We start from the raw sequence: 20457 nt of genomic DNA, 5'->3' as shown, positions 1-20457 counted from the left end.
CTTAATCTCCACTCTTACTGATTTTTAATAAAAAAAGGAGAATTATATTTTTTGTTAATTTTTTTATTAGATTTGTCTAAATAAAAGCTAATTGGAATGAAAAAATTCATTGTACTTCTTTTTTTAGTTTTTTATTCTAAGACTTCATCTCAGAGTGCTGAGAAGTCAATTGTATTGAAAGATATTGATAGTAATCTTCCCATTGAAGATGCTACTGTCTTGATTATTAAAACAAAACAAATTCTATTAAGCAATTCAGAAGGTACCGTTAGTTTTGTTTTAAAAGGAGCATCAAATATTCAAATATCACATTCATCTTATTTGGGAGTCATCCTAAGGTCTACAACAATAAAAGAAAATTCAACAGTAATATATTTAAAAAGTAGTGTACACGATCTTGATGAAATTATATTAACGAAAAAACATCCCCAAAAAATTCTTAAATCGTTGGTCGAAAATTCAATCAAAAAACTAACTGTTCCGGCTCGGTTAAAAGTATATTCAAGAGAGTTCTTTAAACTTAATGGAGTTTGCACTTATTATAATGACGGATTGTTGAATTTTCAAATTGATAATAGATCTAAAAACTTTAATTCCGATATATTAGTAGAACAAAATAGATGTTATGGTTTGATAGATAATGATATCAGTAACGAACTTTTAGGCTATAATCTAAATGATATTATGGAGAATTATTACAATTTTAAGTATCTGAATCCTTTATTGGAGCCGGACGCAAAAAAAGAGTATGAATTTTTAATCAAGGCATATTCGGCTAATGAGAACTATTATTTAATGACCGTTAATCCTATTGATGGAGCTAAAGGTTTGTTGGATGATTTTAATATAATTTACGATAATGAAAAAAAAATTATCATTGAGGTAAGTTCAGATGTTTCAGCCAGTACTATAGCGGGGCTTAAGGAAAAAACAACCCTAGGATCTAAAAATATTTACAAATCTTTATTTAAGACCATTTATAGGTTTGATGATACCAATTATTATTTAGTGAGTTCAAGAGAGGAAATTGGCTTTGAGAGAATTGATAATAAGAAATCAACTGATATCGAAGTAAAAAATTACTTTGTAACTACGGGTTTCAGCGACCAAAATTTTTCTTTTAATGAAAATGAGGTCTTTAAAGACAAAACTCTTTTTAATAAAAAAAATGTAATACTATCTCCTTATTGGAATGTGTCAGGATTAACCTTTACAGATGAAGAGCAAGAAATAATCAATAAAATTGAAATGAATCATTAGTTTTCAGGACCAGAGTTATTACCAATTTGTTGAATATTATCTGATTCGTATATCCTGAAACCTTTGTCATTATTTTGTGCTATTGCCATAAGTGCTTTTGCTACGGTTTTACTCTGTATGGGTTTGTATTTCTTTAAGCCATCAATAAACAAAAAGGAAAATAATTGCATAAAAAAAGCACCTATTTTTTCTCCTAATCTAATTTCTTGCCTATTTCCTAAAAGTAGTGAAGGTTTTAAAACAGCGATTTTTTCAAAGACAGAATTTTTAAGAAAATCTTCCAGTTCTCCCTTGGTTTTAAGGTAAAAGTTGTTAGAAGAACTATCAGCTCCTAAAGATGAAACAATTAAAAATTGCTTGACCTTGTTTTCTAAAGCCAATTCTGCAAATTGACGCGGATATTCATAATCTACTTTTTTGAAAGCGTCCTTACTTCCTGCATTTTTTATGGTGGTGCCAATGGTGCAAAACAGATCATCGCCTAAAATCCATTGTTTATAGGTTTCAGGTTTGTCAAAATCGATAATATGTTGTGTTAATTTTGGGTGCTTTATCCCAGAATCTCTTTTGACGAAAGTAATCACACGTTTATAATCATCACTTTCTAAAAGCAATTGTAAAAGTTGAGAGCCAATTAGACCTGTACTTCCTATGGTTAAAGCCGTTTTCAAAAGGTTAGGATTTCTTATTCTTACCGAAATTGTATTTTACTTTTTCCACTACCTGAATTTTAGGTGCCGCCTTTTTAAAAGGCTTTTTGGTCGCGCCAGATTTTGATGGTTTTTGGTCGCCCCTCGATTTTTCTTCGTCTTTTGGTTTTGCTTTAAATTCAATTCGTTCTTTAGCGCCTTCTTTAAGGGGTATTTCAGCTTTATGTTTTGCTAATACATCATTGGGGTTTTTGGGATTTTCTTTTGTTCCTCGCAAATGAATTACCAAACCATTCAAGAAATTACGCAATACCTGGTCACCGCATTCCATGAAATTGGGATGGTCTTCATTCCTGAAAATATTTCCTATTTCGCCTTTAGACATCCGGAAATCTACTAATTCCAGTATTTCAATGATTTGGTCATCGCGCAACATTAGTGCTACCCGTAGTTTTTTGAAAATATCGTTGTTATTCATGCTTTTAGTTTAAAAGTTAAAGTTTCAAATTCTGAAATCTAAATTAATTGAGCCAAAGATACGCATTTACAAAACCATCCCTCCATAATTTTTCGTTGTGTTGTCCGCCTTTAACAATTCGCTTTTTAGTTAGTTTCATGCATTCGCACCGTTTTCCTGAAACCAAATCCTCTATTTTATTCAAATCGGATACCATGTCCTTATCTCCTTCATTATCTCCACAAAGAAAATAGATTTTAGTATTCAGTTTTTTGGTGTTTTCGGTTAGTTCGATAATTTCTTTTCTGTTAATCCAAAAGGCGGGAGAAAAAATTCCGGCTTTTCCAAAAACCGTCGGATATTTTAAAATGGCATAATAAGAAACCAGACCTCCAAGGGAGCTTCCCATAATGATGGTATTCCTTGCATTGGTTTTTGTTCTGTATTTTTTATCTATTTCGGGTTTCAAAGTTTTGACGATAAATTCTAGGTAACTATCGGCTTTTCCTCCGCCATATTTTTCATTTTTGTAAGGTGTCAGTTCTTCAATTCGTTTGTCGTTTCCGTGTTCAATGCCAACAACAATAACCTGTGCATTGAGGCTGTCCAGTTTTTCGTCCACGTTCCATTCACCTGAATATGAAGTTTTGGAATCAAATACATTTTGTGCATCATGTATATAAATCACGGGGTATTTTTTTGTTGAAGTTGCATAATTTTTGGGCAAATACATCCAAATTTTCTTTGTGGTTTGCAGTTGTGTGGCTTCAATAGTAAAGGTCGACACCTGTTTTGTCGCGGTACTTTGCTTCGCCTGTTCGTCTTGTGGATCCGGGTTTTGTGAATGAATGGAACAGAAAACAAAAAGAATTAAAATAGACAAAATAGATTTCAAAGTGATTTATTTTTTAAAGTTGTCAAATAGATATAATTTAGCTAAAAATAAACATTTGATGAATACCTACGAAGAAAAACTAAATTTATTAGCAGAAATGGTTGCTTTTTCTGTTGTGGATGGAAAACTCCACGATAGAGAATTGGAATTTTTAGCATTAATCGCCAATCAGTTTCAAATTGACAAAGACGATTTCAAGCAACTGTTTCATCAGGAGCAGTATTCAGAAGTAATCAAAACCGAATTTCAACGTATCCAGCAATTTTATCGTCTGGCATTGCTAATGCATAGCGATGGTACTTTACACGAAAGAGAAAAAGAGGCCATTCATGAAATCGGAATCACAATGGGTTTGAATCCGTTCGCTATGAAAAGGGTTTTGAAAGCTATGGAACTTTCTACAACAGGGATGGTTTCCCCGGATTTTTTATTGGAAGTTTTTCAGGAACAATTGAACTAAGGCAATTGTCCTTGCAGCACTTTTATTTCATCCCTCAATTTTGCAGCGTGGATAAAATCTAATTCTTTTGCCGCTTTTTCCATAGATTTCCTTTTTTCACGGATTCGTTTTTCGATTTCCGGTTTCGATAAATATTCCGTAATCGGTTCCGCTGCCTCAGCAATACCATATCCCAATTCATAATCTACCAATGGGTTTTTGGTAAAGGCGCTTTCAATTTTTTTATTCAAAGCCATTGGAACCACATTGTTTTCGGTATTGTAGTTGATTTGTTTGGTTCTGCGATAATTGGTTTCATCAATCGTTTTTTGCATGCTGACGGTAATTTTATCCGCATACATAATGGCTTTTCCATTCAGGTTTCTCGCCGCACGTCCTATGGTTTGTGTCAGAGAACGATGGCTTCTTAAAAAACCTTCCTTATCGGCATCCAAAATAGCTACCAAAGAAACTTCCGGTAAATCCAATCCTTCTCGAAGCAAGTTTACCCCAATTAGCACGTCAAAAATCCCTTTTCGCAAATCCTGCATGATTTCGATTCGTTCCAGCGTATCGACTTCAGAATGAATGTACCTACAACGAACGCCCACTTTTGCCAAGTATTTTGCCAGTTCTTCCGCCATTCTTTTGGTTAAAGTAGTCACTAAAACGCGTTCGTCAATTTCTGCGCGAGCTTGTATTTCTTCAATCAAATCGTCAATTTGGTTAAGGCTTGGACGGATTTCGATAATTGGATCCAATAAACCTGTTGGGCGAATCACTTGCTCAACAACAACTCCATCGGTTTTTTGCAATTCATAATCGGCTGGTGTAGCCGAAACATAAATCACTTGGTTTTGCATCGCCTCGAATTCCTCAAATTTCAACGGGCGATTGTCCATTGCTGCTGGGAGGCGGAACCCATATTCTACTAAATTTTCTTTTCGGCTTCGGTCGCCACCATACATCGCGTGCACTTGGGAAAGCGTCACGTGACTTTCGTCAACTACCATCAAAAAATCGTCAGGGAAGTAATCAATCAAACAGAATGGTCTTGTGCCAGGCAAACGACCGTCAAGATAACGGGAATAATTTTCAATTCCGGAGCAATACCCCAATTCCCGTATCATTTCTAAATCGAAATTGGTGCGCTCTTCTAAACGTTTTGCTTCCAGATGTTTGCCGATTTCCTTGAAATAATCGACTTGTTTGACTAAATCCTGTTGGATTTCCCAAATTGCATTTTGCAACACGTCGGGTGAGGTCACAAACATATTGGCGGGATAAATCGTGAGTTTTTCGAATTTTTCAATGACTTGGGAATTTTTGACATCGAAGCTTTCAATTTCTTCAATTTCATCTCCAAAAAAGTGAATGCGATAGGCATCATCTGCATAACTCGGATAAACATCCACCGTATCGCCTTTTATCCTGAAACTACCGGGATTGAAATCGGCTTCGGTTCTGGAATATAAACTTTGCACCAATTGATGCAATAATTTAGTGCGAGAAATGATTTGTCCTTTGGCTATTGGAATCACATTTTTCTGAAACTCTACTGGATTTCCTATTCCGTACAAGCACGAAACCGAGGCAACTACCAAAATATCTCTGCGACCAGAAAGGAGGGAAGCAGTGGTGCTCATTCGCATTTTTTCCAACTCTTCATTAATGGACAAATCCTTTTCTATAAAAACACCCGTAACCGGCATGAAGGCCTCGGGTTGGTAATAATCATAATAGGAAACAAAATATTCAACCGCATTATTTGGGAAAAACTGTTTGAATTCCGAATACAATTGAGCTGCCAGCGTTTTGTTATGCGCTAAAACTAAGGTTGGCCGTTGCACTTCCTGGATGACATTGGCAACGGTAAATGTTTTTCCGGAACCGGTAACACCTAATAAAGTCTGGAATTTTTCGCCATCTATAATTCCTTTGGCTAATTTTTCAATTGCTTGAGGTTGGTCGCCTTTGGGTTGGTATTCGGAAGAAACTTGGAAATTCATGTGTTTTGTTTCAAAGTCACAAAGTTACAATGGAATGAAAAATAAAGTTGTTTAGAAAAACTTAAAACTTCCAGTTTTTTTGCTGAGCTTCACTCAAAAAAGTCCAGGCAACTATGCGGCTTTTCTTTTGTCCTTGAGCCATTTCAAAGGTTCTTATGGCAACTACATCAACTTTATTCAACGTTTTGTAAATACTCTTCAGATTGTCTTTTTTAGAAACCAATGTTGTAAACCAAAGCACTTGCATAGGATATTTGGCACTTTCGTAAATCATTTGCGTAATGAAACCAATTTCTCCACCCTCACACCATAATTCGGCATTTTGACCCCCAAAATTCAAAAGTGGTTTTGTGTTTCTAGTATTTTGGAGGTTGTTTATTTTCCTAATGTTACTCATTGTAGCTTCTTCTTTCGAGGAATGAAAAGGAGGATTACAAATTGTAAAGGCAAATTTATCTTCGGGTAAAATGATATTTTTGAAAATATGACGCGAGTTTATTTGTAATTGTAAACTAATGACATCTATTAATTTAGGATTCTGTTCAATGATTTTTTTGCAATTTTGAATGGCGTTTTCATCAATATCGGTTCCAACAAATGACCATCCGTAAACGGAATTTCCAATAATTGGATAAACGCAATTCGCTCCAATTCCAATATCTAAACCTTGCACATTTTCACCTTCCGGAATGACACCATTATTACTTAAAGCTAATAAATCGCCTATGTTATAAATATAATCGGATCTGCCGGGAATGGGAGGGCATAAATAATTTTCAGGAATATCCCAATTATTAACATCATAATGCTTAATTAATAATGCCTTGTTCAGGAGTTTTATAGCATTAGGATTGCTGAAATCAAATGCTTGGACACCATGTTCGTTGATAGAGAAAAAATCTTTCAGTTCTGGGCAAATCTCGGTTAATTGCTCAAAATTATATCCAAAACGGTTCGGGTTCCTTGGATGTAATTTGATTTTTTCAACGATGATTTTTGGTTTTTCGTTTTCCATAATGGCGCAAAGATAAGAAAACGTTTAGAAAAAAGTTAAATGAGTAGATTGTTGATTTTAGCATATTGCAAAAGCATGATGGTCTTAGCATCTTTTATTTCGCCGGAAGGTATCATTTGCAACGCTTTTTCGAAAGGCATTTCTAAAACTTCAATATTTTCCTGTTCGTGGTCTAAACCACCGCCTTCGTTAACTTTCATGTCTTTGGAATATTCTCCCACAAAAAAATAAATAATTTCGGTTACGGAACCCGGAGACATGTAAACTTCGAAGATTTTTCGTACTTCGCTTACCCGATATCCGGTTTCTTCTTCCGTTTCTCTTTTGATGCAATCTTCCGCATTGTCGGTGTCCAGAAGCCCTGCACAAGCTTCTATCATCATGCCGGTTTCGTTTCCGTTTAAATAGGTCGGAATTCGTAATTGACGGGTAAGAATAACGGTTTGGTTGGATTTATTGTAGAGTAGAATAGTAGCACCATTGCCTCTGTCATACGCTTCCCGGTAGTGTGTTTCCCAATTCCCTTCTTTATTTTGATAATCGTATGTTATCTTCCTTAAGGTGTACCAATTGTCAGAAAGGATTTCGCTTTTTATAATTTTTATTTTTGGATTTGTCATAGGATGAACCACTAATTTTGTTACTAATATAACGAATTGTAAACTTGAAAATTGTTTTCTTTTCAAAATGATAAAAAAATGATAAAATCTATTGGGTTTTTAGTAAATAGATTAATTTTATCGACTAAAATAAAATCTTTTTTCTTGTTATTAATACATGATTGGGATGGATAAAGCGGTATTGCATGAAATGGATATTTTTAATCCTAATAATAATTGGTTTTTCGTTTGACGGTATTGCTCAAAATGAGTTTCTTAATAAGAAAAATTCTTTTGCACCTGTTGGGAATAATTTAATCACTCCAAGTATAGCTGCTCCATCAGTATTTAAATTAAATACCAAGCCCATTACCTCTTCTAAATCTATATTGGAGACCAATACTTTGCAGTTTACGAATCCCAACAATTTCAAGAATCCTGGGGATATTTATAAAGAAAAACTGAACAGAAAAGTAGGAGAAGACGAGTCTAAAATATTTAGGAAAAACGAATATTTGGGTGATTTTAAGAGCAGATCAACTTTTGTAAAAATAAGCTATCGCGATTTTGGTGAAGTGGATGGTGATCTAATTCGGGTTTTAGTCAATGACAAAGAGGTTCAATCCCGTGTTTTTTTGGAAGGCAACTTCAAAGGTTTTGAACTTAACCTAGAAAAAGGATTCAATAAAATTGATTTTGAAGCTTTAAATCAAGGCTATTCCGGACCTAACACAGCCGAGTTTAAGGTGTATGATGACCAAGGAATGCTTGTTTCTGCCAATCAATGGAATCTGGCAACCGGCTTTAAGGCTACCATAATTATTGTAAAAGAATAGTTTTACCCCACTTTTTCGCAAGCCCTTTTATCCAATGTGGCCTATTTTTTTATACACTACTCATACACTATTTATGGAGTATCTATGCTTAATCCATACATTCCATCATCAGTAAATCTCCCTCGTTATGAATAATAGTTACGATGCCGTCATGGGTGACGTGATTGCTGCTTCCGGTTCGGTAACCAATGGTCAGGCTGTCATTTTTTAAGGGATAGAATAAATTTTCAGAATGTATTCCGGTAACATGCCCTATGGGAATCAAAGAAATTGGAGTATTTTCAGGATACCATTTCTCGAATTTTTTAGGCAGTAAAAACACTTTTGAGTGGTCATCGTGAATGACAATTTTTAATTCATTTCGGTAACGGATAATATTGGTCAGATTTGTAATGGTATGATCGGCGCGTTTTCCAGTTGCCCAAACCACGTTTACCGCAGGGATTTTTCTTTCTATGAGATAATCAAATGCTTTTTCCAAATCGGTTTTGTTTTGGTCTGGTGTATGAACAATTTCTATCGGATATTGAGATTTTAAAAATTCATGTGGGTCAAAACCTCTGTCAAAGTCGCCCAAAACCACGTCTACTTTAATGTTTAAGTTGATGACTCTTTCTATGGCAGAATCCAATACGATGACTAATGGCGACCATTCCAGCAATTGGCCCAATAATTCCTCTTGGCAGGAAGCGCCGTTGGCGATGATTAAAGCGGGTTCTTGGTCGTCGCGAACGATATGATGGGATGACATTAGCGTATTGATTTAGGAGTTTTGATTCTTGATTTCCGTTTTGTTGTAAATGTATGAAAAATCTAAAATTTAAAATCGTTATCCGACCCTAAAAGATGGACCTCACTATAATCTAAATCCGGAATCCAGTAGCCAGTATAGAAATGGAAAACAAAACAGTGGGAAGAATCCTTGGTTTTCTTTTACTGCAAGAGCGACCAGAAGAAGCTCCTTGCAGGAATTAGAAAACCGATTGTTGTCTTGTTTTTTTGTAATGGATAGCCGGAAAAAGCTCCCGAAATGCATTTGGAATTGTTCCTATTGAACGGTATAGTTTTTAGTTTCCACTTCGCACAATCTAAAATATCCCAAAGCATAATTTGAAAAATTCGTGGTGTTGATGATGTTTCCCCGCACCGTTGCCGGAGGAGACTGAAATGGACCGCCACCGGTGTTTCCTGCAATACTCAACAAAACGCTCATGTAATTGTAATAGGCTTTCGAAATTCCGAAATGCGAAATCTCTATTTGATCGCCCGCTTTGATGTCATTGTTTTGCGAAAGGCTAAAGAAATCATTGCCTTGAAAAAACGTGTCATCATCTACGTAATACCCTGATTTTATTTGGTTTGGATATTTGTATTTGTACAAATAATAATTTTCTTCATTTGCGGGATCGGTATAAAATGCTTTAATTTCTATGTCAGTTCCCGTAAAGCCCCCTTCGTTGTTTTGGACAATATTTTTGATAGGTGCAATTGAGGTTAATGTTTCTGTTGCCATGTAGGTTTGTCCAGCACTAACAACGGTAAGGGTATACGTTTCATTCAAATGCGGAATAAAATTCGTGCATACGTAATTGCCCGTATTGGAAGTTTCCGCAAAGGTAAAAACAGTATTCTCACTATTTTTAACAAACACTGTGGCACCAGAAACAGTTGGTTTTGCACTACTGAAATAGTCTGAGGTTGTACTTAAGCGGATGGTTTGGGTATTCCCCAAAGTCCCTTTTTGCCAGTTGATTGCCCCATCAATCACCAATTTAGGCGGAGCCGAATTCAAATCTACATTGACCACGTCTTCGCAACCGTTAAAGAAAAGTGCCGTTAGGAGTACCACCAGTACATATAAGTTTTTCATGATGCTTAAAATTTAAAATTATAACTGACTGCGGGAACTATCCCAAAAATGGAAGTTCGTACCGCTTCATTATTTCCGGTATCTGCATTTTGCCTGAAATTAATCGAGGCTGCGTTTCTGCGGTTGTAAAGGTTGTATATGCTAAAAACCCATTCTGCCTTCCAGTTTCTTTTCTCGTTTTTGTGCGGGCTTAAAGTGGCTGAAATATCTAAATGGTGGTAAGCGGGCAAACGGTTTTCATTTCTTAACCCATAACTCGGAATGATAATATCCTGATACTGGTATTGCCCGTTAGGGTAGGTCACGGGCTGTCCGGTTTGTAGTGCAAAGTTGGCCCCAAAACTCCATTTTTTGTTTAAATTATAGGAACTAGTTACGGCTACATTATGCAGTTTGTCATAGACGGAGTTGTACCAATTTCCATTATTGATACCCGTTTCAATGGCTGTTCTTCCCGGTGTTTGTTGCTCGGATTTAGACAGGGTATAGGAAACCCAACCGTTAAATCGCCCTTCATTTTTTCGGAACATCAATTCTAAACCATAGGATCGCAACTGCCCGTTGAGGATTACTTGCTCGATGGCATTATTTGCAATCAAATTAGCGCCATCAATATAGTCGAGTCTGTTTTTTACTTTTTTGTAATAGGTTTCCACTTCCAGCGAATAGGCATCGTTGTTGAAATTTCTGAAATAACCCAAAGCCACTTGGTCGGCAATTTGTGGTTTTATGAAATTGTCGCTAGGAGTCCAAACATCCAGTGGAGTAGGCGATGAGGTGTTCGAAATTAATTGTAAATACTGCACCATGCGATTGTAACTTGCCTTTACCGATTGTTTCTCGTTGATTTGGTAGGCCAATGCTGCTCGCGGCTCCAGATTATTGAAATTGGCAATGGTTTTGTTTTTTCCGAAGAAAGTGGTGCCAATAGGCGTAGCTTTTTCATAAAGTTGCAACTCTGGGTTGAAGGTAATAGGATTGTTGTTCTCATAAACATTCACATTTGATTGCCCCAAACGATAAAAGAGACTGTAGCGCAAACCGTATGTCAGCGCTATTTTTTTGGAAATTTCCTGTTCGGCATCTATATAAATGGCGGGTTCGAATGCTTTTTTCTTTTCCAATTGCCCAAAATTGATTCCAGAGTTGGCGTCGGACGGTTTTATTGTTCCCGGATTGAAATCGTAATAAATGGCGTTCACACCAAAATTCAATTTAAAATGGTCGGTGATGTAGTTTTTGAAATCGTATTTGATGTTGTAGTTTTTGATGCCCGAATCCCATTTGAAACCTACAAAATCCAAATCCAATCCATAGTAATAATCACTGTAAATTAAGGATAGATTAGAGAACAGCTTGTCAGAAAACAGATGGTTCCATCGCAAATTTAAGGTAGAATTCCCGTAGATATTCGTAAAGCTTTTGGCCAAACTGAATACGTCACGACCAAAATAGCCCGACAAATATAAGTTGTTATTCGGGTTGAGTTTGTAGCTGAACTTGGCGTTCAAATCATAAAAATAGGCTGCATTGTCCTTTTGTTTTTCTGAAAGTTTCAAAAACAAATGGGCGTAGGAACTTCTTCCTCCAATAAGGAACGAACCTTTGTTTTTTACGATTGGCCCTTCGGCTAATATTCGGCTGGAGATTAATCCGATACCGCCATTTACATGGAAATTATTGCTGTTTCCGTCTTTTTGATAAATGTCCAACACCGAGGAAGCCCTGCCCCCAAAACGTGCCGGAATGCCGCCTTTGTATAATTTTAAATCCTTGATAGCATCGGGATTAAAAACCGAAAAAAACCCGAAAACGTGGGAGGAATTGAAAATAGTGGCTTCGTCCAACAGAATTAAATTCTGGTCAGCGCCACCACCACGCACATTAAATCCCGAGGCACCTTCGCCAGCATTGGTAACGCCTGGAAGCAACAAGAGGGATTTTAAAACATCGACTTCACCCAAAACCACCGGCATTTTTTTGATGGTAGCAATAGAGAGTTTATTCAAGCTCATTTCCGCTTTGCGAATGTTGGTTGCTTTTCTTGTATCGGTAATTAGAACTTCCTGGAGTTGTTCTTCATTTCCGGATAGGTTGAAGTTGATTTTGGTGTTTTTGTCCAGATTGATGTTTTTTTCAAGAGTTTGATACCCGACATAACTCACCTGAATTTTATAGCTTCCTTCCGGAATGGTAATGGAATAAAACCCGTATTCATTTGTGGTAATGCCTGTTTTTAAATCGGGGATAAGGATGTTTACTCCAATTAGGGTTTCATTGCTTTTGCTGTCAGAAACGGTGCCACTTAAAGTAAATTTTTGCTGGGAAAAGGCACTGCCAAAAAAGAGTAGCGCTATAATGGCATGGATGTATGCTTTTTTTAGAATCATATCAGTAGGTCTCGTTTTTGTGAAATCTTTAAGACGCGTAAAATTAGGCTTTGTTACCGTTTTAACTCTTATTTTATTGCTTTTTTTAAGATAGATTTAGAGGTTGTTGAGATGTGAGATTGGTTTTTGTAAAAAGCAAAGGTTTTATTACGGATAGGCTTTTATTGATTAGAGTTATATTGTAAAATTAATATCAGAAAATTAGGATTGATACCATCCTTTAAAAGTTCGAACTGGATTTCATTGATTCGGTTTTTAGTAAAGTCAAGTATGCTGTTTATTGAACGAGCTTCTTCTGAATTACCTTTCATTTTGCTTAGTTCATTCGATCACTTTGATGGTTCGATGATTTTTTTAGTGCTGTACTCAAATCTTTTCCCGTCGACAGTTAGTCGTACATAAATTGGAAATAATCCTGTTCCATTGGCTTTTGTTGATTTTGCATAAAAATGCAATGTGATTTTTGCTTTCATTTTGGTAACCTTTTAGTTATGAATTAATTTACTGTAAGGTTTGCCACAAAACAAGATGTTCATATATTGAAGAAGTGATTGAACTGCCTATTACTGCTTATTGCTGTAGTTTGACAATCTATAATTCTGTCAATTTAGCGAGACCCAGAATTTGATAATTTTATAGGGTCTCGATTTAGTCTCTTGATTTTTGATTAAGAATGAATATTTTGGAAGTTTGTTAAAAGAAAAAACCCCGAAAATCGTATGATTTTCGAGGTTTTGATAACTTTTGAAAGTTATTTCGCGGAGAAAGAGGGATTTGTTTGCTACAAAAGATACCAATAAAACCAATACTTCGCAAAGTATTTTATTTAAGTGACACCTCGACTGACACCTCTTTATTAGGATACAATTATCTTAAATTCAAAGTAGTCAAATATAAGCATAATAATCTGAATACTAAAGCATCAAGACTAAAAAATGAACTAGTTATTTAACGATTTGTTTATCTACAATGGTAAAAATGTAGTTGGTATTTTATCTGCATTTTAACCAAAAATTAAGTGAGCTACTTGTTCATATTTTAATCCCGCATACAAACAAAACTCATCGATAGTTAGGAACTCATTTTCGAGCTTGTTGAGGTCAGTTTTTACTTTTTGCATCAATCTGGTACTTTGGCGATAACTCTTTCCTGTTATGCGCTGTATGTCTTTCGGATAAATGCAAATCCTCTGTTTTTCAATTTTCATACATTATCTATGCCTTTGACTAGGCTTTGATTAGCTTATACTTGCTAGTAAGCAATGTTTAAGGTTCTACAAAAGTAATATTTTTTGAAATATAAAATTCTTCTGCAATTTATATCGGTTTATGATGCTTTTAAACAGGTATTTATGTTGATTTAAGCCATTTGTGTCGCTTTGCGACATATGGAACTGTCCTTGCTTTTTTATTCTGTTTAATTGGCTAAAATTTGTCTAGAAATCAATCGGAAGATGTTGCAACAGAAAGATGATTTAGACAATTTATTAATCTAAATTTTAGAAATTATGGCAAGACAGAAAGGCATAATTAAATTAAAAGGTACTATCGGAGATATTACTTTTTACAAGACCAAAGATGGTCATTTAGCACGTGAAAAAGGAGGCATCGATGCGAGCAGAATTGCGAGCGATCCTGCGTTTCAAAGAACACGTGAAAATGGTTCTGAATTTGGTCGAGCGGGAAAAGCTGGGAAGATTTTGAGAACAGCATTTAGAGCCTTGCTTTTGAATTCTGCGGACAGCAGAATGGTTAGTCGTTTGACGCAGCAAATGGTTAAAGTTATCCAAGCTGATACCACTAGTGTAAGAGGATTGCGAAATGTAATTGATGGCGAAGCCGAACTTTTAGCAGGTTTTGAATTCAACATTGGTGGAAAACTAGGTACTACCTTGTTTGCTCCTTTTGTGGCAACTATCAACCGTGTAACGGGTGATATTATTGTTGATTTAGCTTCATTTGTTCCTTTGAATATGATTGCAGCACCTAGTGGAGCCACTCATTATAAAGTTATTTCTGCAGGTGCAGAAATTGATTTTGAAGCTGAAACTTTTGTTGCTTCAAATTCAGAAACGGCTATTTTACCTTGGGATATCAATGCATCAGTTGCTATCAATCATTCAAATCCTGTAACTCCTGCCAGTACCAAACCTTTGTTTTTAGCTTTGGGAGTGGAATTTTACCAAGAGGTAAATGGTCAAATGTATGCGTTGAAAAATGGCTCTTACAATCCATTATCGATTGTAAAAGTAGATAGCGGTGTATAATGGTTCTCTCGATAACTAGAACTTATTTCCCCGATGGAACGAATGGTAAACTCGAATGCGAGGGTAAATTTATTTGTAATACCATTGAATTACCTTGGAAGAATAACGAAACGAAAGTTTCCTGCATTCCGGAAGGGAAATATTTTATAAAAAAGCGATACAGCAAGAAATTTCAATGGCATTTGGAGGTTTTGGAAGTAAAAAACAGAAGTTTAATTCTATTTCATCCTGCCAATAATGCTTTGCGAGAATTGAATGGTTGTATTGCTCCAGTAACGAAACTTTCAGGACCAGGTTTAGGTCTGATGTCTCGAAAAGCTTTTACCAAATTAAAAGATTTGGTTTATAAAGCTTTAAGTAATAATGAAAGTGTTCAATTGATTGTTAAATCAGATTCCCAAATGGAAATGACAAAAAAATAAATTTATGAATGTAGTAAAAAGAGCGAAAGCTCCAACTCCAAAATTTTTCAAAGTGCTTCGAAATATTGGTTTGGCATTGGCCGCCGTTGGCGGAACTGTTTTGGCTGCTCCAATTGCTTTGCCAGTCATTGTTACTTCGGCAGCAGGATATTTGGCTGTTGCTGGTGGTGTAATTTCGGCAGTTAGCCAATTGACAACCGAAAAATAGATGGATCACAGTAATTCAACTGTAATGGGTACCGCTGGCGGTACATTTTTGAGTGTTTTGCCGAATTTACATTCGGAAGATGTGCTAAAAACTATAATTCTTGCCACACTTGGGGCGATAGTCAGTTTTTTAATATCTTTGGTACTCAAAATTTTCATCAAGAAGCACAAAAAATAGTCTAATTCTAGTTGTGGTGACCTTTGGATTAGACCATATTGAAGCCCAAACCGTAAGGATTGGGCTTTTTTATGGCTAAAAATTAAACTTCTTCAAATAGATTTAGTGTAACTTCTAAAACTACCACTTCGGAATTGTGGTTGTATAAATCTTGCCATTTTGCGCTGTCAATAGCTTTTGCTCTGGTGTCGAAAATTCCAAAACATATTCTTGATGCTTTGGATTTCCAATTGTCTGTTTGGTACAAAATAAATAGTTTCATTAGTGAAAATTTAAAGTTAGAAATTGGTTTTTATTTTTTGGAATAGCGATACAGAATTACCCTTCTTAAATCATTGATAAGGTTGATATTTTCGTGAAATTGTTTTTCTTTTTGCTCTAAAAGCTTGAGAGCTGCGACATTTTTTTGATGTTCTTCGTGTTCCTGCATCATAAAACTGGCTTTTGGATTAAACTCTTTTGAGAAATCTGGAAGGCGTAAAAATGGAATAACAGAACCAACTAAAAATGGATGCCAAAACTTGGTTTTCCATAAGCTGTAAGCCACAAAATAAATACTCTCGCAATCTTCCTCATTTTGAAAAATGACCACAAAACTGTTCGTAAATGGCTCTTTTTGTGGCTTTCCGCTGTTCATCCCTTTGTTAAGTATGAATAAATGGGGTTTGGTGTACAGCGTGTCTTTGTGGTGCGTTTTGATGATGAAATTTGGCATACTTTCGGTTTTTAAGATGATGCGCCTTGCTACTACAAGCCACATATGAAATTTTTTAAAAGAAAAAAGGAAAAAAAAGAAAGTCATCTCTTAAGTGGAGGTTTCAAGAAAAGCAAGTTTTTTCAAAAAAATACTACCCGGGTCTTTAAGATAGATTTGTTCGGAAGTGGAGATTTGATTTTAAAAAAATGTTGATGCGAAACGAAAATGTAGGGTGGAGATTTTATTGAAAACCGAAGGCTTGAACTTTCTTTTCTTGAAACTGGAGCTTACTTTTACTTTCTTTTTATTTATTTTTTTATTTTCCTTTCAACCTAGGGGTTCTTATGAAATGGGATCTAAAAAAGTTGATCCGAAAGAAGGAAGTTCTTGGGAAAGGGTATGAAACTTTAAAGCAGAAAAAAGAAATTTTAAATCCATTCCGATTATTTTTCTGCTTTAAAGTTTCATACTCTTTCCTGGGGTTGATTTTGTGGGTATTGAAAATTACTTTTGACAAATTTCTCTAATTATTGAAAATGTTGTAAAGTGATTTTCAATACTTACAAAAACAATGAAAAAATAATTCCTAGTGCGATGAGGCAGTAGCTCAGGCAAGTGTGTGGTTTTTTATTTGCTTACTGGGGTGTTTCTGATTGTTTTTATGATGGCTTGATGCCAGAAACGTTCTTGGAATGATTAAATTTTCGGTTATCAAAGAATGTTCTACGAAATTGTTATGGCATCTTGGCCATCGTGAAAACAATTACTTCAATAGTTCTGGCAAATAAAAAATCACACTCTTGCTGGCTTTTTTGGTTTTATGGGTAGAAAAATGGCTTTATCCATAGGCAAATCAACTACAGATTAAAGCCATTTTTTTACTCATAAAAGCAATGTAAATACTACCGATTTAAACACAAAGTTGCTAAAAACAGTGACCGTCAAAGTTCTTGAAAGCAGGTAGTTCCGTAAAATTCCCTATGAAATGGCGAACGTTGTTAAGGACAGTGGTGAAGGACGGATTTTTTTATTGCAGGCCGGTGCGAGGAAGCAATAAAAAATGTTGTCCTGGAGCCACTGGCTAGCGCGTTGGGTGGAGCGGCTGTTTTACATAAATGATATTATAGCTTCATTGCAAAAACAAAAAAACAATATAAAAGCTTTGTAATGAACTATAATACTCAATTATGTAACACAGCTTGGGGGAAAGTTTTTGTTGCCCTACCATCAAATTTTCTTTTGAACCGTAAACGTTCTAGGGCGTACAAAAACTTTTGGAGCGTTGGCAAAGGAGTGGCAATTGGAATGTAAAACTTTCTTTTTACAAGCAAACGAAAAAAGCACACTGTTTTAAGATAAATATAAATCAAGACTAATGGTGGAATAATGTTTGTTATGATCTAAATGGATTTCACATAAAAAAAGTGCTTGTCTTTTACAACAAACACTTTAAAATTAACCTTTAATAAAAAATTAATAATTTAAACTAGCTCCAAATCCAATTCCCATATCGCTGTCATAATGAGTTGTTATTCCAAAATTTCTTTTTACAATGTAACGCAATCCTGCCATATATTCTTTGTCGGTGTTCCACATTAAACTCATTCGTAAACGTTTGGAAACTGGAATATCTTTTCGTTCGAATTGTAAACGAACATTTCCATCAGTAAAAATTTCTGCTTGTGCCATAATAAGCATTGGTAAGGTATAATTTACTCCGGCACTAAAAACAGCTCTGTTATCTTTGGTATTCGTTTGTCCAAATAAATTTCTTTCTTGCTCGTCTATTCCCATTTTACGGTATCTCCAATCAAAACCTATAAAAGGCATTATCCATTGCATTTTGCCAATGTATCTACCTATGTGGGTTTCAGTTTCATAACCGTGATGATCGTTGTAGCCCAATCGCCATTCTGTGCCAATGCTCCAACGAGTGCTTTGATACATTGCTTCGCCATCATTACCATTGGTTGCAAAATCGTTTTCTGCCATAAAATGAAATTTTCTATCATCGGCAAACAATTTTCGTTGTGCTAGTTTTGGGTTTGGAATTTCGGGATTTGGTGCTTGATTTTCATAGGTAAAAACTCTACCCATTCCGCTCATCATATGGTATAAAATATGACAGTGAAAAAACCAATCGCCTTTTACATTTGCATTAAATTCTAAAGTGTCAGTTTCCATAGGCATAATGTCCACTATGTTTTTCAGAGGCGCATAATCGCCTTGGCCATTCAATAATCTGAAATCGTGTCCGTGCAAGTGCATCGGATGGCGCATCATAGAATTATTATGAATTGTGATGCGGACATTTTCGCCTTTTCTTATTAGTATTTTATCCGCTTCAGAAACTACTTTGTTGTCTAAACTCCAAACATAGCGGTTCATATTTCCTGTCAATTCAAATTTCAATTCTCTTATTGGTGCATCTTTAGGAAGATTAGTTTTTGTTGGCGATTTTAACATTGCGTAATTTAGGGTTACAATATCAGAAAGTGCATTGGAATCATATTGATTGTCCATACCCTCCATTTTATGGTCCCCCATATTCATACCTGCTTTTTTCTTCTTGTCTACATCCTTAACTTTCATTTCCTCTTTATTCATCTCCATTCCATTCATTTTATCTCCTTCCATATTCATATTTTCCATTTTATCGTCGCCTTTTTTCTTTAGCTCACCCGTTATTTCGGGATACATTACTACATTCATATCCATTTGATTGAGGCTCATCTGCATTCCCATATCATCTAAATCACCATTCATTTTCATCATCCCATTCATCATCTTCATTCCTTCAAAATATTTTAACTTGGGTAAAGGAGCTGTTAATTGCTTGATACCATCACCTAAATATAAAGAAGCTGATTTTGTGCGGTCTTCTGATGTAACTAAAAATTCGTAAGCGGTTTTATCTGCTGGAATGGTTATAATTACATCATAGGTTTCAGAAACTGCAACAATTAATCTATCGACTTCAACAGGTTCAACATCATTACCATCATTGGCAACTACAGTAATTTTCCCCCCTGCATACGTTAGCCAAAAATAGGTGGATGCGCCACCGTTTGAAATTCTCAAACGCACCTTATCTCCAGCTTTGAAGTGTGATAATTGACTTTCGTTTTTACCATTTATTAAGAATTTATCGTAATACACATCACTTACATCCATTGCGTTCATTCGTTTCCATTCATTTGTCACTTTTGTTTTGAAATGACCTTGTTGTATGGCTTCTGCATAACTTTGAGTAGTTCCTTTTTTGATTGCAAACCAATCGGAAGCATTGTGTAGCATTCTATGAACGTTTTCGGGTTTCATATCTGTCCATTCGCTCAAAATTATTGGAACGGTTGGCAAATCGTCAATTCCTTTTCTAAAAGTTGGATCATTGGTTTTTTTTAGCATTACAAATGAACCGTACATTCCGATTTGCTCTTGTAATCCTGTGTGGCTGTGATACCAATGTGTTCCGTGTTGTATAATTGGAAATTTATATAAATATGTTGTATGGGGTTTGATTGGCATTTGTGTCAAATTAGGAACACCATCGTATTGATTGGGTAACATTAAACCGTGCCAGTGCATTGAAGTTTCTTCGTTTAACTCATTGTGTACATAAATTTCTGCAATGTCGCCTTCGGTAAAAGTTAAAGTTGGCATTGGAATTTGTCCATTTACTGCAATGGCGTGTTTTGGTTTATCGCCAAAAGTTACAATTGTATCTCTAACATATAAATCGTATCGAACTATTTTTTGGGCAGTTCCTGATAATCCAATAAAGAGAATTATGATTGTTATTCTAAAATTATTCCTCATTTTTTAGTGTATTTATCCAATTGATTACTTCCACTTTTTGAGTAGGTGTGAGTATTGCATTTTTATGAATTAGTGTGTATGATGCCAAAGGCATTTCGTTAGATTTTATTTGTTTTGCAATTCTATCTAATTTATTATTTTGCTTACGGCTACTATAATTCCCCCATTCATTAAAATTCAAATTTTCTTTTCCTTCTTTGATATGACTTTCCATAAAAAACCGTGCGGGTTGAATATTAGAATACCAAGGATAATTGGTATTATTGCTATGGCAGTCATAACAAGAAGTACGCAATATTGTTTCTACATTTTTAGGAACAGTATAGACTTTTGTGAAATTTGCAGTTAAATCCTGCTCATAACCTAAATTACGAGCAGGCTGATATAACTGTATCAACAAAAAAAGAATTAAACCTATGACGGCTATTCTTTTGATGATACTATTCAT

Annotated in this window: 20 protein-coding genes; 6 read left to right on the top strand and 14 right to left on the bottom strand. The window is 35.4% G+C overall.

The features are described 5' to 3' along the window. The first annotated feature begins 96 nt into the window (after positions 1-96). On the top strand, positions 97-1260 hold the full coding sequence (locus tag DB895_RS08340) for a hypothetical protein (protein ID WP_116724906.1): 1164 nt from the start codon (positions 97-99) through the stop codon (positions 1258-1260). On the opposite strand, the gene DB895_RS08335 is transcribed toward DB895_RS08340, so the two are convergent. The 3 genes from DB895_RS08335 to DB895_RS08325 are packed head-to-tail and all read right to left on the bottom strand — an operon-like array spanning position 1257 to position 3268. Continuing rightward, positions 1257-1931 carry an NAD(P)H-binding protein gene (locus DB895_RS08335; RefSeq protein ID WP_116724905.1) on the bottom strand — a complete coding sequence of 225 codons (675 nt, stop codon included), beginning with the start codon at positions 1929-1931 and terminating at the stop codon, positions 1257-1259. The genes DB895_RS08340 and DB895_RS08335 overlap by 4 nt on opposite strands. A gap of 4 nt (positions 1932-1935) precedes the next feature. Then, positions 1936-2388, bottom strand: coding sequence for a DUF1456 family protein (locus DB895_RS08330; protein ID WP_116724904.1), 453 nt, complete (start codon positions 2386-2388; stop codon positions 1936-1938). Between the two features lie 43 nt (positions 2389-2431). Continuing rightward, a complete protein-coding gene (locus tag DB895_RS08325) occupies positions 2432-3268 on the bottom strand; it encodes an alpha/beta hydrolase (protein WP_116724903.1) in 837 nt (278 codons plus the stop codon). Between the two features lie 52 nt (positions 3269-3320). On the opposite strand from DB895_RS08325, the gene DB895_RS08320 reads away from it, so the two are divergent. Continuing rightward, on the top strand, positions 3321-3722 hold the full coding sequence (locus tag DB895_RS08320) for a tellurite resistance TerB family protein (protein ID WP_116724977.1): 402 nt from the start codon (positions 3321-3323) through the stop codon (positions 3720-3722). Here the strand turns inward: DB895_RS08320 and uvrB are convergent. The 3 genes from uvrB to nudK form a co-directional block, all read right to left on the bottom strand. Continuing rightward, entirely contained in the window at positions 3719-5710 is a 1992-nt protein-coding gene (gene uvrB, locus DB895_RS08315; RefSeq protein WP_116724902.1) for an excinuclease ABC subunit UvrB, read from the bottom strand. The genes DB895_RS08320 and uvrB overlap by 4 nt on opposite strands. Before the next feature lie 61 nt (positions 5711-5771). Further along, positions 5772-6725, bottom strand: coding sequence for a 23S rRNA (adenine(1618)-N(6))-methyltransferase RlmF (rlmF, locus tag DB895_RS08310; protein ID WP_116724901.1), 954 nt, complete (start codon positions 6723-6725; stop codon positions 5772-5774). A gap of 35 nt (positions 6726-6760) precedes the next feature. After that, a complete protein-coding gene (gene nudK / locus DB895_RS08305; protein WP_116724976.1) occupies positions 6761-7345 on the bottom strand; it encodes a GDP-mannose pyrophosphatase NudK in 585 nt (194 codons plus the stop codon). Between the two features lie 185 nt (positions 7346-7530). On the opposite strand from nudK, the gene DB895_RS08300 reads away from it, so the two are divergent. Next, complete coding sequence (locus DB895_RS08300) at positions 7531-8160, top strand: hypothetical protein (protein WP_116724900.1); 630 nt, start codon at positions 7531-7533, stop codon at positions 8158-8160. Positions 8161-8248: 88 nt separating this feature from the next. Here the strand turns inward: DB895_RS08300 and DB895_RS08295 are convergent, their stop codons facing one another. The 4 genes from DB895_RS08295 to DB895_RS14280 form a co-directional block, all read right to left on the bottom strand. Further along, positions 8249-8911, bottom strand: coding sequence for a thiamine diphosphokinase (locus tag DB895_RS08295; RefSeq protein ID WP_116724899.1), 663 nt, complete (start codon positions 8909-8911; stop codon positions 8249-8251). 297 nt (positions 8912-9208) lie between these two features. Further along, positions 9209-10030, bottom strand: a complete 822-nt coding sequence (locus DB895_RS08290) for a DUF4249 domain-containing protein (RefSeq protein WP_116724898.1) — start codon at positions 10028-10030, stop codon at positions 9209-9211. 5 nt (positions 10031-10035) lie between these two features. Beyond that, positions 10036-12420 carry a TonB-dependent receptor gene (locus tag DB895_RS08285; RefSeq protein WP_116724897.1) on the bottom strand — a complete coding sequence of 795 codons (2385 nt, stop codon included), beginning with the start codon at positions 12418-12420 and terminating at the stop codon, positions 10036-10038. Between the two features lie 329 nt (positions 12421-12749). After that, on the bottom strand, positions 12750-12893 hold the full coding sequence (locus DB895_RS14280) for an Arm DNA-binding domain-containing protein (protein WP_166426952.1): 144 nt from the start codon (positions 12891-12893) through the stop codon (positions 12750-12752). 1034 nt (positions 12894-13927) lie between these two features. Between DB895_RS14280 and DB895_RS08275 the strand changes: the two genes are divergently transcribed. Genes DB895_RS08275 through DB895_RS08265 form a run of 3 tightly spaced genes read left to right on the top strand, consistent with a single transcriptional unit; the run spans position 13928 to position 15316 of the window. Then, positions 13928-14686 (top strand): hypothetical protein, encoded by a 759-nt coding sequence (locus tag DB895_RS08275; RefSeq protein WP_116724895.1) that lies wholly within the window; start codon positions 13928-13930, stop codon positions 14684-14686. Then, positions 14686-15108 carry a DUF5675 family protein gene (locus DB895_RS08270; protein ID WP_116724894.1) on the top strand — a complete coding sequence of 141 codons (423 nt, stop codon included), beginning with the start codon at positions 14686-14688 and terminating at the stop codon, positions 15106-15108. The genes DB895_RS08275 and DB895_RS08270 overlap by 1 nt, the downstream gene beginning before the upstream one ends. A 4-nt stretch (positions 15109-15112) precedes the next feature. Then, positions 15113-15316 carry a hypothetical protein gene (locus DB895_RS08265; protein ID WP_116724893.1) on the top strand — a complete coding sequence of 68 codons (204 nt, stop codon included), beginning with the start codon at positions 15113-15115 and terminating at the stop codon, positions 15314-15316. Between the two features lie 259 nt (positions 15317-15575). Here the strand turns inward: DB895_RS08265 and DB895_RS08255 are convergent, their stop codons facing one another. From DB895_RS08255 to DB895_RS08235, 4 genes are all read right to left on the bottom strand, one after another. Next, positions 15576-15755 carry a hypothetical protein gene (locus DB895_RS08255; protein ID WP_116724892.1) on the bottom strand — a complete coding sequence of 60 codons (180 nt, stop codon included), beginning with the start codon at positions 15753-15755 and terminating at the stop codon, positions 15576-15578. A gap of 30 nt (positions 15756-15785) precedes the next feature. Then, a complete protein-coding gene (locus DB895_RS08250) occupies positions 15786-16253 on the bottom strand; it encodes a DUF6943 family protein (RefSeq protein ID WP_243694647.1) in 468 nt (155 codons plus the stop codon). Between the two features lie 1410 nt (positions 16254-17663). Beyond that, complete coding sequence (locus DB895_RS08240) at positions 17664-20009, bottom strand: multicopper oxidase domain-containing protein (RefSeq protein WP_116724890.1); 2346 nt, start codon at positions 20007-20009, stop codon at positions 17664-17666. After that, a complete protein-coding gene (locus tag DB895_RS08235) occupies positions 19999-20457 on the bottom strand; it encodes a heme-binding domain-containing protein (protein WP_116724889.1) in 459 nt (152 codons plus the stop codon). The genes DB895_RS08240 and DB895_RS08235 overlap by 11 nt, the downstream gene beginning before the upstream one ends.

Source organism: Flavobacterium psychrotolerans (genome assembly GCF_003097635.1).
GTDB lineage: Bacteria > Bacteroidota > Bacteroidia > Flavobacteriales > Flavobacteriaceae > Flavobacterium > Flavobacterium psychrotolerans.
This window is presented reverse-complemented; position numbering and strand designations above follow the sequence as displayed.